Source organism: Pseudomonas sp. LA5, assembly GCF_028640825.1.
GTDB classification, from domain to species: domain Bacteria; phylum Pseudomonadota; class Gammaproteobacteria; order Pseudomonadales; family Pseudomonadaceae; genus Chryseomonas; species Chryseomonas aestiva.
This window is the reverse complement of the sequence record NZ_JAQYZY010000020.1, coordinates 1-14031: the sequence shown is the minus strand read 5'-3', so window position 1 is coordinate 14031 and position 14031 is coordinate 1. Positions and strand designations below refer to the sequence as shown.

Below are 14031 nucleotides of genomic sequence, written 5' to 3'. Positions count from 1 at the left end.
GCGACGACGCCCCTGCCGGTTTAGAGGTCGTCGAAGAAGCGCTTCATGCCGTCGAACCAGCCACTGGCCCGGGGCGAATGGGAACTGTCGCTCTGCAGGGTGTTGCGGAATTCCTCGAGCAGCTCGCGCTGCCGCCGGCTCAGGTTGACCGGAGTCTCCACCACCACCTTGCACATCAGGTCGCCGGCGCCACCGCCACGCACGGGCGTCACGCCCTTGCCACGCAGGCGGAACATTTTGCCGGTCTGGGTACCCTCGGGGATCTTCAGCTTGACGCGGCCATCCAGGGTCGGCACTTCCAGCTCGCCACCCAGGGCGGCATCGGTGAAGTTGATCGGCACCTCGCAATAGAGATGCTTGCCGTCGCGCTGGAAGATCGAGTGCTCGCGCACATTGACCACCACGTAGAGATCGCCGCTCGGACCACCCAGGGTCCCGGCCTCGCCCTCGCCGGTCAGGCGGATGCGGTCGCCAGTGTCGACGCCCGCCGGCACCTTGACCGACAGGGTCTTCTGCTCTTCCACACGTCCCTGACCATGGCAGGCGTTGCAAGGCTCGGGAATGATCTTGCCGCTGCCGTGGCAGCGTGGGCAGGTCTGCTGCACCGAGAAGAAGCCCTGCTGCATGCGCACCTGACCGATGCCGCCGCAGGTAGGGCAGGTGGACGCCGAGGTACCCGGCTTGGCGCCGTTGCCGTCGCAGACCTTGCACTCGACCAGGGTGGGCACGCGAATGGTGACCGTGGTCCCGCGCACCGCCTCTTCCAGATCCAAGTCCAGGGTGTAGCGCAGATCGGCGCCGCGCTGCGGACCGCCACGCCCACCGGCACCACCGCGCCCACCGAAGAAGTCGCTGAAGACGTCGCCGAAGATGTCGGAGAAGCTCGCGCCACCCGCCGCACCACCGAAACCGCCGCCACCCATGCTCGGATCGACGCCAGCATGGCCGTACTGGTCGTAGGCCGAGCGCTTGCCCGCATCGGACAGCACTTCGTAGGCCTCGGCGGCCTCCTTGAACTGCTCCTCGGCAGCCGCGTCACCCGGATTGCGATCCGGGTGGTATTTCATCGCCAGGCGTCGGTAGGCCTTCTTGAGCTCGGCTTCGCTGGCGCCGCGCTCGACCCCGAGCACCTCATAGTAATCACGTTTGGCCATAGACTTTCTGCACCTTAAATTTTCTCACCCTCCAGACACGCCAACGCGGGAGCAGGCTCCCGCGTGGCGGATCCGACGGGCCGAAGCCCGTCAGGTGCGGTAAGCACGCGGCTTACTTGTTGTCCTTCACTTCCTCGAACTCGGCATCGACCACGTCGTCGCCGGGCTTCTTGGCATCACCGTCCGCCTTGGCCGAGGCGCCTTCGGCACCCGCGGCAGCACCCTGCTCGGAATAGAGCTTCTGGGCCAGCGGCGCGGAGGCCTGGGACAGGGCATTCATCTTGGCTTCGATGGCATCCTTGTCGTCGCCGCGTACCGCGGTTTCCAGTTCGCCGATGGCCTTCTCGATGGTGCTCTTCTCTTCCGCGGTGGCCTTGTCGCCGGCCTCGGTCAGCATCTTGCGGGTGCCGTGCACCAGAGCATCACCCTGGTTGCGGGCGGCAGCCAGCTCTTCGAACTTGCGATCCTCGTCGGCATTGGCCTCGGCGTCACGCACCATCTGCTGAATCTCGTCCTCGGACAGACCGGAGGACGCCTTGATGACGATGGACTGCTGCTTGCCGGTGGCCTTGTCCTTGGCGGACACGTTGAGGATGCCGTTGGCGTCGATGTCGAAGGTCACCTCGATCTGCGGCACGCCACGCGGCGCCGGCGGGATCTCGGCCAGGTCGAACTTGCCCAGCGACTTGTTCTGCGCGGCCTGCTTGCGCTCGCCCTGCAGCACGTGGATGGTCACGGCGCCCTGGTTGTCGTCGGCGGTGGAGAACACCTGCGACTTCTTGGTCGGGATGGTGGTGTTCTTCTCGATCAGCGCGGTCATCACACCACCCATGGTCTCGATGCCCAGGGTCAGCGGAGTGACGTCCAGCAGCAGCACGTCCTTGACGTCGCCGGCCAGCACGGCGCCCTGGATGGCGGCACCGATGGCGACGGCTTCATCCGGGTTGACGTCCTTGCGCGCTTCCTTGCCGAAGAAGTCGGCTACGCGCTTCTGCACCAGCGGCATGCGGGTCTGACCGCCCACCAGGATGACCTCGTGGATGTCGGAGACGTCCAGGCCGGAGTCCTTCAGCGCAGTGCGGCACGGCTCGATGGTGCGCTCGACCAGCTCTTCCACCAGGGACTCCAGCTTGGCGCGGGAGACCTTGACGTTCAGGTGCTTGGGACCGCTGGCATCGGCGGTGATGTACGGCAGGTTGACGTCGGTCTGGGTAGCCGAGGACAACTCGATCTTGGCCTTCTCGGCAGCTTCCTTCAGGCGCTGCATGGCCAGCGGGTCACCCTTGAGGTTCATGCCGCTTTCTTTCTTGAATTCTTCGACGAGATAGTCGATGAGGCGGATGTCGAAGTCTTCGCCACCCAGGAAGGTGTCGCCATTGGTGGCCAGCACCTCGAACTGATGCTCACCATCTACCTCGGCGATCTCGATGACCGAGACGTCGAAGGTGCCGCCGCCCAGGTCATAGACGATCACGGTGTGGTCGCCCTTGGCCTTGTCCAGGCCATAGGCCAGGGCAGCCGCGGTGGGCTCGTTGATGATGCGCTTGACGTCCAGACCGGCGATGCGACCGGCATCCTTGGTGGCCTGGCGCTGGCTGTCGTTGAAGTAGGCCGGTACGGTGATGACCGCCTCGGTCACGGCTTCGCCCAGGTAGTCCTCGGCGGTCTTCTTCATCTTTTTCAGGACTTCGGCAGACACCTGGGGCGGCGCCATCTTCTGGCCCTTGGCCTCGACCCAGGCGTCACCGTTGTCGGCCTTGACGATCTTGTAGGGGACCATCTCGATGTCTTTCTGCACGACGTTTTCTTCATAACGCCGACCGATCAGACGCTTGACCGCGTACAGGGTGTTCTGCGGATTGGTCACCGCCTGGCGCTTGGCCGGCTGGCCGACCAGGGTCTCGCCATCGTTGGTGTAGGCGATGATGGACGGCGTGGTACGGGTGCCTTCGGCGTTTTCCAGTACCTTGACGTTACCGTTTTCGAGGATCGCGACGCAGGAGTTGGTCGTCCCCAGGTCGATACCGATGATCTTGCCCATGTAGTCTTCTCCAGAAATCTCAGATTCCGCGCGGCCCGCTCAGGGGGCCTTTGATGTTCGCTTGCCTACCAGATGGGGCCGAGCGAAAGAATTTCAAGCCTTTTCGTCGATGCTCGGCTGCTGCGCCGCAGGTGCCTTGCTGACTACCACCATCGCCGGCCGCAGCAGGCGACCATTGAGCAGATAGCCCTTTTGAAACACCTTGAGCACGCTGCCCGGCTCGGCGGTAGCGCTCTCCTCCATGGCCATGGCCTGGTGGTGCTCCGGGTTGAAGGGCGCGCCGTGGGGATCGACGGCCTCGACCTGATAGCGCTTGAGGGTGTCCTGCAGCATCTTCAAGGTCAGCTCCATGCCTTCACGCATGGGCTTGAGGACCTCGTCGCTGGCGTTGGACAACTCCAGGCCACGCTCCAGGCTGTCGAGCACCGGCAGGAGATCGCCGGCGAATTTTTCCAGCGCGAACTTGTGCGCCTTCTCCACATCCTGCTCGGCGCGACGACGCACGTTCTGCAGTTCGGCGACGCTGCGCAGCGACTGATCCTGGGCAGCAGCGAGCTGCTCTTCGAGCGTGGCGACGCGGGTGGCGAGATCCTCGTGCTGGACGTCGCCCTTAACGGCTGCTTCGTGCTCGGGGGTCTGGGAGTTCTGTTCGTCGGCCATGGAGTCCTCCTGTGATAATGCCGGTGGGCGCGCCCGCTAATGGACGATGCCTTGATCGATGGCGCCTATATGGGGCCGCCGGCCGGCGCTTCAAGAGCTGTATGGATTGCCAGTGCCCGAGAGGCACTGTATAAACAACCAGAAAACCGCTTTCGGAGATCGTCGCATGCTGGTGCATCTGTCCGTCCGCAACTACGCCATCGTCGAACACCTCGACCTCGACCTCGAGCGCGGCATGACCGTGATCACCGGCGAAACCGGCGCCGGCAAGTCCATCATGCTCGATGCCCTCGGCCTCACCCTGGGCGACCGCGCCGACAGCGATGCGGTAAGGCCTGGCGCCGACAAGGCCGATGTCCTGGCCAGCTTCGATACCACCGACATACCCGAGGCGCGCCAATGGCTCGCCGAGCGAGACCTGGAGCAGGACGGGCCCTGCCTGCTGCGCCGCGTCATCACCCGCGAAGGACGCTCGCGCGGCTATATCAATGGCTCGCCCTGCCCGCTGGCCGACCTCAAGACCCTCGGCGGTCTGCTGATCGACATCCACAACCAGCACGAACACCAATCGCTGCTCGGTCTCGATACCCATCGCCGCCTGCTGGACGAATACGCCGGCGCGGGCGAGCTGGTGCGCCAGGTGCAACTCGCCGCCCAGCGCTGGCGCCAGGTGCGCCAGACCCTGGAGCGCCTGACCCGCAACGGTGACGAGCAACGCGCCCGCCATCAGCTGCTCAGCTATCAGCTGGAAGAACTCGACAACCTCGCCCTGGTCGAGGGCGAGCTGCAGGCCCTGGAGCAGGAGCAGAGCGATCTGGCGAGTGCCGAGCACATCCTGCTGGCCTGCCGCCAGGCCATGGACCTCTGTACCGAGAACGAGCAGGGCAATGCCCAGTCAGCGCTCAATGCCAGCGTGGCACGCCTGACTGCCTTCGACCGCCCGCCTGCGCAGATCCAGGAAGCCAGCAACCTGCTCGCCTCCGCGCAGATCCAGATCGAGGAGGCGATGAACGAACTCAATCGCTTCGTCGATCATTTCGAAGCCGACCCGGAGCGCCAGCAGGCGGTACAGGAGCGTCTCGACAGCGTCTACAGCCTCGCCCGCAAGCATCGCGTGCAACCCGAAGCCCTGCTGGAGCTGCACGAACAGCTGCGCAACGAACTGCAATCGCTGGATGCCGACGACGTCGCTCTGGAGCGCCTGCAGGAAGAGCTGGCCGCCTTCGAGCGCCACTACCAGGAAAAGGCCGGCGAATTGAGCCGTCTGCGCGAGCAACGGGCGCCGGAGCTGGCCGCAGCGGTCGAAACCGAGATGCAGCGCCTGGGCATGCCAGGTGGCCGCTTCAGCATCACTCTCACGCCGGGCAGCACCGGCGAACCCCAGCCGGTGGGCAACGAGGGGGTCGAATTCCGCGTCAGCGCCAACCCGGGCCAGCCCCTGCGCCCACTGGCCAAGGTCGCTTCCGGTGGCGAACTGTCACGGATCAGCCTGGCCATCCAGGTCATCACCGCCCAGACCTCGCGCACGCCCACGCTGGTGTTCGACGAAGTAGACGTCGGCATCGGCGGCCCGACTGCCGAGGTGGTCGGCCAGCTGCTACGGCAGCTGGGCGAGCGCGGCCAGGTACTGACGGTCACCCACCTGCCCCAGGTAGCGGCCCAGGGGCATCAGCATCTTTTCGTGCACAAGGAACGCGGCACCGACGAGACCCGTACGGCGGTTGCAAAACTGGACCGGGCGCGCCGTGTGGAGGAAGTGGCGCGCATGCTCGGCGGCGTCGACCTTACCCGCGAATCCCTCGCCCATGCCCGCAAGCTGGTGGTCAGCCGCTAGATGCGGGCTGGCAACAGACATGAAAAAGGCGACTCGGAGTCGCCTTTTTCATGTCTGGATCTTCACTTGCGCTGACGGATGTACAGCACGAGGTTGTGATCGACCAGCTCGAAACCATGCTCTTCGACGATCTCGCGCTGACGCTTTTCGATCGAGGCATCGGTGAACTCGATGACTTCGCCGGTATCCACATCCACCATGTGATCGTGATGTCCGGTGTCGGCCAACTCGAACACGGCGTGACCGCCATCGAAATTGTGGCGCACCACCAGGCCGGCCGCTTCGAACTGGGTAAGGACCCGATAGACCGTTGCCAGCCCCACGTCCTCGCCTGCTTCCATCAGCGCCTTGTAAACGTCTTCAGCGCTCATGTGGCGCTGCTCGGTGGTGTCCAGCATCTGCAATATCTTGACGCGCGGCAGGGTCACTTTCAGACCCGCTTTGCGGAGTTCGTTGTTCTCTACCATGCTCTTTCTCGGTGCCGAGTGCTTTCGCAGCCCTCGGGAATACGGGTATGATCGGTGCTTCGTTGCCCAGCAAGATAGTGGAAGTCTCCCACCGATGCAAAACCTCAAGCAAACGCTGACCGGGCTCTCTCTGATGGGCCTAGCCATGCTCGCCGGCTGCTCTCTGCCGGGGGTTTACAAGATCGACATCCAGCAGGGCAACGTCGTCACCCAGGACATGATAGACCAGTTGCGCCCCGGAATGACCCGACAACAGGTCCGGTTTATCATGGGCTCGCCGCTGATCCAGGACACCTTCCATCCCAATCGCTGGGACTATCTGTACAGCCTGCAGGCCGCCGGTGGTCAGCGGAAACAAGAGCGTGTCAGCCTGGTGTTCAACGGTGACAACCAGTTGAGTAGCCTGGCTGGCGATTTCATGCCCGGCACCAGCCGTGAACAGCAGATCATGGGTACCGACAGTGGTACCAGCATGGATCCCACCGCGCCGGCGCAACCCGCTGCTGCGCCTGCTGCGACACCGGAAACGCCCGCCGTGCCCGGCTCGACCGAAGACACTATCCAGAAAGAGATCGATAGCGCTCGGCCGGCTGCCATCCCGACTCCCGACCGCATCCGTACCGACGGTCAGTGATCTCCAGCTAGAGGCCAGTCTTGGCTCTGGCCTTTTCGGCCCGCCGCTTGCGACTCTCCTTGGGATCCGCAAGCAGCGGGCGGTAGATCTCGACCCGTTCGCCTTCCAGCAGCTTCCTTTCTTCCGGCTTGGCGACCTGCTTGCCAAAGATGCCGACCCGATAGCCTTCGCGCTGCTCTGGCGTCAGCTGGTCGAGCAGACCCGAAGCCAGCACGGCCTGCGCGACCGTGGCGCCCTCCTCCAGCTCCAGCCTCAATAGCCATTGCCGCTCCGGCAGCGCCAGTGCCACCTCGATGGCGAGACGCTCAGCCATAGAGGGCTCGGGCACGCTGGCAGAAGGCATCCACCATGGTATTGGCCGCCTGATTGAACAGCGGGCCCAGGGTCGCGCGCACGATGGCGCTGTCGTATTCGAAGGACAGATCCAGCGAGATCTTGCAGGCCTTGTCGCCCAGTGCCTTGAATGTCCAGACGCCATGCAGCTGCTTGAAGGGCCCCTTCTCCAGATCCATGGTGATGGACTCGTCCGGCACCAGGGTATTGCGGGTCGTGAACTGCTGACTGAGGCCGCCCTTGGCCACGGTGAGACCGGCGCGCATCAGCCCTTCGTTCTGCTCCAGAATCTGGGCGGACGAGCACCACGGCAGGAACTCCGGATAACGGTCCACGTCATTAACCAGCGCATAGAGCGCTGAAGCAGGATAGGGAAGCAACGCCGAACGTTGGATGTGCGAGCTCATCGGAACCTCGTAGAATAGCGATATCGGTGTCGGACCTTGAATTTGAGGGCGGCGCTCGCATTTTACTCCCGCACCAGCCTGCCACGGTCCAGAACCGCGGTATTGTCCGTGTTTGCTCATACCCGCTCAAGCGCGTGGCGACATTTCCCCCGACTCGCTGTACCCTGGAATCATGGCCAAGCAAAAGAAAGTCTCCCCCGGTAGCATCGCGCAGAACAAGAAAGCGCTACACGAATACTTCGTCGACACCCGCTTCGAGGCAGGTGTTTCCCTGGCAGGCTGGGAGGTCAAGAGCCTAAGAGCCGGCAAGGCGCAGCTGACCGACAGCTATGTGCTGCTCAAGGACGGCGAAGCCTGGCTGCTCGGTAGCCACATCACCCCGCTACAGACTGCCAGTACCCACGTCATCGCCGACCCCACCCGCACCCGCAAGCTACTGCTGAACAAGCGCGAGCTGGGCAAGCTGTTCGGCGCGGTGCAGCAGAAGGGCTACGCCTGCGTAGCGCTGTCGCTCTACTGGAAAAAACACCTGGTCAAGTGCGAGATCGCCCTGGCCAAGGGCAAGAAGGAATTCGACAAGCGTGCCACTGAACGCGAGCGCGATTCCGACCGTGAGATCCAGCGCGCCATCCGCAAGGACGCCAAGTAGCCAAGCGGCTAAAAAAACGTTTCGTCAGCAATGACTTGCGCAGGACGGCTGGAATTCCTATAGTGAACGACCAGCAAGTTTTGGGGGCGATTAGGATTCGACGCCGGTAACGAAACTTGAGGGGCATGCCGAGCTGGTAGCAGAACTCGTAAATTCGCTGCTGCAAACTTATAGTTGCCAACGACGACAACTACGCTCTAGCTGCTTAACGCGGCTAGCAGTCGCTAGGGGATGCCTGTAAACCCGAAACGACTGTCAGATAGAACAGGATCGCCGCCAAGTTCGCTGTAGACGTAACGGCTAAAACTTATACAGCTCGCCCAAAGCACCCTGCCCGTCGGGCCGCAATGGGTTAACTCAGTAGACAGGGCTAAGCATGTAGAACCGATAGCGGAGAGCTGGCGGACGGGGGTTCAAATCCCCCCGCCTCCACCAAAAAGAAAGGGCAGCCACTGGCTGCCCTTTTTCTTTGCCTGATCAACGAGGCCCTAGAAGGGAATGTCGTCGTCGAAGCTGTCGTAGTCCTGCTGAGCCGGCTGCTGCTGGGGCTTGGGCTGCTGCTGAGGACGACTGTTGCCAGAGCCGGCATTGCCACCGTTGTCGTACTGCGGAGCCGACTGCTGCGGACGAGGGGCACGCTGCTGCTGGGGCGCAGGGGCGCTCTGGTTGTATTCATCGTTGCCACCGGCATTGCCACCGCGGCCACCCAGCAACTGCATGTTGCCGTTGATATCGACCACGATTTCGGTGGTGTAGCGATCCTGACCGTCCTGACCCTGCCACTTGCGGGTACGCAGGCTGCCTTCGACATAGACCTGGGAGCCCTTGCGGATGTACTCGCCGGCGATCTCTGCCAGACGACCGAAGAACACCACACGGTGCCATTCGGTGCGATCCTGCTGCTGGCCGGTCTGCTTGTCCTTCCAGCTTTCGCTGGTGGCCAGGGTGACATTGGTCACCGCATTGCCATTGGGCATGTAGCGGGTTTCGGGATCGGCGCCGGCATTGCCGACGAGGATGACTTTGTTGACGCCACGGGCCATATGAATCTCCTGATAGGGCTGTCGATCAAGCGGCGACTGGCGTTTGGCTTACCAGTCGCTCCAATTGCGCCCGATCGACGATTTTAGTATCGATCTTGATGTAGACGGCTTGTTCTTCCGCCACCATTACCGCGTCGGTCACTCCGGCCAGGGCCAACAGGCGTCCGACCAATCCCTGGTCGTTGACTAGCGCGGGCGTAACCGGCAAACGCAGACTGGTGACATAGGGCGGTTCTCGCATCGTGCCAGCTACCACCGCCCATCCCAGGCAAAGCGCCGCACAACCCAGGAAGACGGTGGACAGGCCACCATGCTGGAACAGCCAGCCACCGAGGATACCGCCCAATGCGGAACCAAGGAACTGACTGGTGGAATAGATCCCCATGGCGGTGCCCTTGCCGCCTGCAGGTGCCACCTTGCTCACCAGTGACGGCAGCGAGGCCTCCAGCAGGTTGAAGGCGGTAAAGAACACCACGATGCCAATGACCAGGGCCACCAGGCTGTCGCTGAAAAAGAAGAAGTACAGCTCGCAGAGCACCAGCACACTGATGGCACCCACCAGCACGCGCTTCATCCGTCGCTTCTTTTCACCATAGATGATGAAGGGAACCATGGCGAAGAAGCCGACCACCAGTGCGGTCAGGTAAACCCACCAGTGCTCTTCCTTGGGCAGGCCGGCGTGTTCGGCGAGGGCCAGCGGCAGGACGACGAAACTGGCCATCAGCACAGCGTGCAGCGCCAGGATACCGAAGTCCAGCCGCAGCAGATCGCGATTGCGCAGGGTGGCGCCCAGCGCCTGGCGCGCCAGATTCGACTCCCGATGGGCAAAGGGCGAAGCCTGGTGAGGAACCAGGAACAGCACGATCAGCAAGCCGATCAGTGCCAGTCCGCAGGTCGCCCAGAACAGACCGGCCAGACCATAGGCACGGGTCAGCAGCGGTCCGGCCACCATCGCCACGGCAAAGGACACGCCGATGCTCATGCCGATGGTAGCCATGGCCTTGGTGCGATGCTGCTCGCGGGTCTGATCCGACAGCAGTGCCATGATGGCGGCCGAAATGGCACCACCGCCCTGCACGATACGACCGGCGATGACGCCCCAGATCGAGTGGGCATTGGCGGCAATGGCGGCACCAAGGGCGAACACCAGCAGTCCACCAATGATGATGGGGCGTCGACCGATGCGATCGGACAGCGTCCCCAGGGGAATTTGCAGAACCGCTTGGGTCAAACCATAGGCACCTATGGCCAGGCCAATCAGCGCCGGGGTGGCATCAGCCAACTCCTGACCATAGGTCGCCAGGACCGGGAGCACCATGAACATACCGAGCATACGAAAGGCGAAGACCAGAGCCAGCCCTAGGGCGGCACGGCGTTCGACGCCGTTCATGGCTTCACTGCGCTTGTCGAGCATTGATAATCCTCTCGTCGGCGACAGGCTTTTACGTCGCCACACAGCTTTAAAACAGTCGTGACAATGACCATTTAGGGAGGAAGCGGTGAAGATAGCCGAGCGCTCGTCCGAACGTTCCCGACCGCCAGGATCACGAACGCCCGATCACCGCTGTCGGGCCACCAATTTTACCAGCCTTACCCCCTCTCTCACAGGCGCGGCAGATAGCCGCAGCCCGGGACGAGACCTCTTTCCTATTGAAGCGCCGCCAAAACGAGGCAGAAGTCTACGTGGATAAAATCCTCATCCGTGGGGCCCGCACCCATAATCTGAAGAACATCGACCTTACCCTCCCCCGGGACAAGCTCATCGTCATTACCGGCCTGTCCGGTTCCGGCAAGTCTTCGCTGGCGTTCGACACCCTCTATGCCGAAGGCCAGCGCCGCTACGTGGAATCCTTGTCGGCCTATGCCCGGCAGTTCCTGTCGATGATGGAAAAGCCCGACGTGGACACCATCGAAGGCCTGTCCCCGGCGATCTCCATCGAGCAGAAATCCACCTCGCACAACCCGCGCTCCACCGTGGGTACCATCACCGAGATCTACGACTACCTTCGTCTGCTCTATGCGCGCGTCGGTACGCCCCGCTGCCCGGAACACGACGTGCCCCTGGAAGCCCAGACCGTCAGCCAGATGGTCGATCAGGTGCTGGCCATGCCGGAAGGCGAGCGACTGATGCTGCTCGCCCCCATCGTGCGCGAGCGCAAGGGTGAACACCTCTCGGTATTCGAGGAATTGCGCGCCCAGGGCTTCGTCCGCGTCCGCGTCAATGGTCGTCTGCACGAGATGGACGAACTGCCCAAGCTCGACAAGCAGAAGAAGCACACCATCGAGGTGGTCGTGGATCGCTTCAAGGTGCGCGAAGACCTCCAGCAACGCCTGGCGGAATCCTTCGAGACGGCGCTGAAGCTGGCCGACGACATCGCCATCATCGCGCCCATGGAAGGCGGGAAGGGTGAGGAGATCGTCTTCTCCGCGCGTTTCGCCTGTCCGATCTGCGGCTTTTCCATCGGCGAGCTGGAGCCCAAGCTGTTTTCCTTCAACAACCCTGCCGGTGCCTGTCCGACCTGCGACGGCCTGGGCGTGAAGCAGTTCTTCGATGCCCGCCGGGTGGTCAACGAGGAGCTCAGTCTCAGCGAGGGCGCCATCCGCGGCTGGGACAGGCGCAACGTCTACTACTTCCAGATGCTCGGCTCATTGGCGAGCCACTATGGCTTCAGCCTGGACGAGCCCTTCAAGGGTCTCGATGACAAGCACCGCAAGGCGGTCCTCAGCGGCTCCGGACGCGAGAGCGTCAACTTCCGCTATCTGAATGACCGCGGCGACATCGTCAAGCGTGCCCACCCCTTCGAAGGCATCCTGCCGAATCTGGAGCGGCGTTATCGCGAGACCGAATCCCAGAGCGTACGCGAAGAGCTGGCGAAGTATCTGAGCACCCAGCATTGCCCGGACTGCAATGGCACCCGTCTGCGCCGCGAAGCCCGGCATGTGTGGGTCGGCGACAAGACCCTGCCGGCGGTCACCCGCCTGCCCGTGGGCGATGCCACCCAGTACTTCCAGGACCTCACCCTCAAGGGCCAGCGGCAGCAGATCGCCGACAAGATCCTCAAGGAGATCCGCGAGCGACTGCAGTTCCTGGTCAACGTCGGCCTGGACTACCTGACCCTGGATCGCAGCGCGGACACCCTGTCCGGCGGCGAGGCGCAGCGTATCCGCCTGGCCAGCCAGATCGGTGCGGGTCTGGTGGGCGTCATGTACATCCTCGACGAGCCTTCCATCGGCCTCCACCAGCGCGACAACGAGCGCCTGCTGGGTACCCTGACCCATCTACGCGACCTGGGCAACACCGTCATCGTCGTCGAGCACGACGAGGACGCCATCCGCCTGGCGGACTATGTCATCGACATAGGTCCGGGCGCCGGCGTGCACGGCGGCCAGATCATTGCGGAAGGTACGCCCGACCAGGTTATGCAGCACCCCGACTCGGTGACCGGGCAGTACCTGTCGGGTCGCAAGAAGATCGCAGTCCCCGCCAAGCGCACGCCGCGGGACAAGAAGAAGCTGCTGAAGCTAAAGGGTGCCCGCGGCAACAACCTGCAGAACGTCAATCTGGAGATTCCCGTTGGGCTGCTGACCTGTGTGACCGGGGTATCCGGCTCCGGCAAGTCGACTCTGATCAACAACACCCTCTTCCCGCTGACCGCCACGGCGCTCAATGGCGCGACGACCCTGGAAGTCGCCGCCCATGACAGCTTCGACGGCATGCAGCACCTGGACAAGGTGGTGGACATCGACCAGAGCCCCATCGGCCGGACGCCACGTTCCAACCCCGCGACGTACACCGGTCTTTTCACCCCGATTCGCGAATTGTTCTCCGGCGTCCCGGAATCCCGCTCCCGCGGCTACACCCCGGGGCGCTTCTCCTTCAACGTCAAGGGCGGCCGCTGCGAGGCCTGCCAGGGCGACGGCGTCATCAAGGTGGAGATGCACTTCCTGCCGGACGTCTATGTCGCCTGTGACGTCTGCAAGGGCAAGAGATACAACCGCGAGACCTTGGAGGTGAAGTACAAGGGCAAGACCATCACCGAGGTCCTGGACATGACTATCGAAGAGGCCCATGCCTTCTTCGAGTCCATCCCGGCCCTGGCGCGCAAGCTGCAGACGCTGATGGATGTCGGCCTGTCCTATATCCGTCTCGGCCAGAGCGCTACGACCCTGTCAGGCGGCGAGGCCCAGCGTGTGAAGCTGGCGCGGGAGTTGTCCAAGCGTGATACCGGCAAGACACTCTATATTCTTGACGAGCCTACTACCGGTCTGCACTTCGCCGATATCCAGCAGCTGTTGGACGTTCTGCATCGCCTGCGGGATCACGGCAATACCGTGGTGGTGATCGAGCACAACCTCGATGTCATCAAGACCGCCGACTGGCTGGTGGACCTGGGCCCGGAAGGCGGTTCGAAGGGTGGTCAGATCATCGCGACAGGTACACCCGAGGAGGTCGCGGCGAACAAGAAGTCCTATACCGGCCACTTCCTCAAGCCCTTGCTGGAACGTGACCGGGAGTAATCTTCGGCACCTTCCAGAACGCAAAAAGCCCGGCCAATGCCGGGCTTTTTCTTGCTCACGTAACGCCGCCTTAGGTGCTGCGGTAGGTTGGGCTGAGCATAGCGAAGCCCAACATCCATACTCCAGCCTTGCCCCCCTCACCGCGCCGCCGCCGTTCGCTTGATCCCTGCAGCGGAGCTGATTGTTGGGCTTCGCTACGCTCAGCGCCAACCTACGATGATTCTGTGCCGCGCTTCAAACCCAACAGCCCGGCGCAGCCGGGCTGTTGTGGCTCTTGGGCTCTTGCGGACG

General features: G+C 63.0%; 12 protein-coding genes and 1 other RNA gene. 5 read left to right on the top strand and 8 right to left on the bottom strand.

Going from position 1 to position 14031, the window contains the following annotated elements; all coding sequences use genetic code 11:
• Nucleotides 1-20: 20 nt before the first annotated feature.
• The 3 genes from dnaJ to grpE all read right to left on the bottom strand — a co-directional run bounded on the left by dnaJ (nt 21) and on the right by grpE (nt 3855).
• Complete coding sequence (gene dnaJ / locus PVZ72_RS03915; RefSeq protein WP_007162663.1) at nt 21-1154, bottom strand: molecular chaperone DnaJ; 1134 nt, start codon at nt 1152-1154, stop codon at nt 21-23.
• 112 nt (nt 1155-1266) lie between these two features.
• Nucleotides 1267-3195, bottom strand: a complete 1929-nt coding sequence (dnaK, locus tag PVZ72_RS03910; RefSeq protein ID WP_133863033.1) for a molecular chaperone DnaK — start codon at nt 3193-3195, stop codon at nt 1267-1269.
• A gap of 93 nt (nt 3196-3288) precedes the next feature.
• Nucleotides 3289-3855 (bottom strand): nucleotide exchange factor GrpE, encoded by a 567-nt coding sequence (grpE, locus tag PVZ72_RS03905; RefSeq protein WP_273861263.1) that lies wholly within the window; start codon nt 3853-3855, stop codon nt 3289-3291.
• Nucleotides 3856-4021: 166 nt separating this feature from the next.
• On the opposite strand from grpE, the gene recN reads away from it, so the two are divergent.
• The gene (recN, locus tag PVZ72_RS03900) at nt 4022-5689 is read left to right on the top strand and encodes a DNA repair protein RecN (RefSeq protein ID WP_273861262.1); all 1668 of its coding nucleotides are present in this window, start codon (nt 4022-4024) and stop codon (nt 5687-5689) included.
• A gap of 62 nt (nt 5690-5751) precedes the next feature.
• Here recN and fur read toward each other — a convergent pair whose 3' ends face one another.
• Nucleotides 5752-6156, bottom strand: a complete 405-nt coding sequence (gene fur / locus PVZ72_RS03895) for a ferric iron uptake transcriptional regulator (RefSeq protein ID WP_007162667.1) — start codon at nt 6154-6156, stop codon at nt 5752-5754.
• A 94-nt stretch (nt 6157-6250) separates the two neighbouring features.
• Here fur and PVZ72_RS03890 point away from each other — a divergent pair, with 94 nt between their 5' ends.
• Nucleotides 6251-6790: an outer membrane protein assembly factor BamE gene (locus PVZ72_RS03890; RefSeq protein WP_187980471.1), complete on the top strand. Its 540-nt coding sequence runs from the start codon at nt 6251-6253 to the stop codon at nt 6788-6790.
• Between the two features lie 7 nt (nt 6791-6797).
• Here the strand turns inward: PVZ72_RS03890 and PVZ72_RS03885 are convergent, their stop codons facing one another.
• Complete coding sequence (locus PVZ72_RS03885; protein WP_187980472.1) at nt 6798-7103, bottom strand: RnfH family protein; 306 nt, start codon at nt 7101-7103, stop codon at nt 6798-6800.
• Complete coding sequence (locus tag PVZ72_RS03880) at nt 7096-7530, bottom strand: type II toxin-antitoxin system RatA family toxin (RefSeq protein WP_133863028.1); 435 nt, start codon at nt 7528-7530, stop codon at nt 7096-7098. Before PVZ72_RS03880 ends, PVZ72_RS03885 begins: the two co-directional genes overlap by 8 nt.
• A 172-nt stretch (nt 7531-7702) precedes the next feature.
• Between PVZ72_RS03880 and smpB the strand changes: the two genes are divergently transcribed.
• A complete protein-coding gene (gene smpB, locus PVZ72_RS03875; RefSeq protein WP_007162671.1) occupies nt 7703-8179 on the top strand; it encodes an SsrA-binding protein SmpB in 477 nt (158 codons plus the stop codon).
• An 82-nt stretch (nt 8180-8261) separates the two neighbouring features.
• Nucleotides 8262-8614: a transfer-messenger RNA gene (ssrA, locus tag PVZ72_RS03870) on the top strand.
• A gap of 53 nt (nt 8615-8667) precedes the next feature.
• Here ssrA and ssb read toward each other — a convergent pair.
• Nucleotides 8668-9222: a single-stranded DNA-binding protein gene (gene ssb / locus PVZ72_RS03865; RefSeq protein ID WP_158893811.1), complete on the bottom strand. Its 555-nt coding sequence runs from the start codon at nt 9220-9222 to the stop codon at nt 8668-8670.
• Nucleotides 9223-9247: 25 nt separating this feature from the next.
• A complete protein-coding gene (locus PVZ72_RS03860) occupies nt 9248-10636 on the bottom strand; it encodes an MFS transporter (RefSeq protein ID WP_273861261.1) in 1389 nt (462 codons plus the stop codon).
• A gap of 269 nt (nt 10637-10905) precedes the next feature.
• On the opposite strand from PVZ72_RS03860, the gene uvrA reads away from it, so the two are divergent.
• Nucleotides 10906-13740 carry an excinuclease ABC subunit UvrA gene (uvrA, locus tag PVZ72_RS03855; RefSeq protein ID WP_187980474.1) on the top strand — a complete coding sequence of 945 codons (2835 nt, stop codon included), beginning with the start codon at nt 10906-10908 and terminating at the stop codon, nt 13738-13740.
• The last annotated feature ends 291 nt before the right edge of the window (nt 13741-14031 follow it).

Coding starts and splice junctions, on each gene's coding strand:
- PVZ72_RS03885 (WP_187980472.1), bottom strand. CDS start 7,103: ATGGCTGAGCGTCTCGCCATCGAGGTGGCACTGGCGCTGCCGGAGCGG.
- dnaJ (WP_007162663.1), bottom strand. CDS start 1,154: ATGGCCAAACGTGATTACTATGAGGTGCTCGGGGTCGAGCGCGGCGCC.
- recN (WP_273861262.1), top strand. CDS start 4,022: ATGCTGGTGCATCTGTCCGTCCGCAACTACGCCATCGTCGAACACCTC.
- ssb (WP_158893811.1), bottom strand. CDS start 9,222: ATGGCCCGTGGCGTCAACAAAGTCATCCTCGTCGGCAATGCCGGCGCC.
- PVZ72_RS03890 (WP_187980471.1), top strand. CDS start 6,251: ATGCAAAACCTCAAGCAAACGCTGACCGGGCTCTCTCTGATGGGCCTA.
- PVZ72_RS03860 (WP_273861261.1), bottom strand. CDS start 10,636: ATGCTCGACAAGCGCAGTGAAGCCATGAACGGCGTCGAACGCCGTGCC.
- dnaK (WP_133863033.1), bottom strand. CDS start 3,195: ATGGGCAAGATCATCGGTATCGACCTGGGGACGACCAACTCCTGCGTC.
- smpB (WP_007162671.1), top strand. CDS start 7,703: ATGGCCAAGCAAAAGAAAGTCTCCCCCGGTAGCATCGCGCAGAACAAG.
- PVZ72_RS03880 (WP_133863028.1), bottom strand. CDS start 7,530: ATGAGCTCGCACATCCAACGTTCGGCGTTGCTTCCCTATCCTGCTTCA.
- grpE (WP_273861263.1), bottom strand. CDS start 3,855: ATGGCCGACGAACAGAACTCCCAGACCCCCGAGCACGAAGCAGCCGTT.
- fur (WP_007162667.1), bottom strand. CDS start 6,156: ATGGTAGAGAACAACGAACTCCGCAAAGCGGGTCTGAAAGTGACCCTG.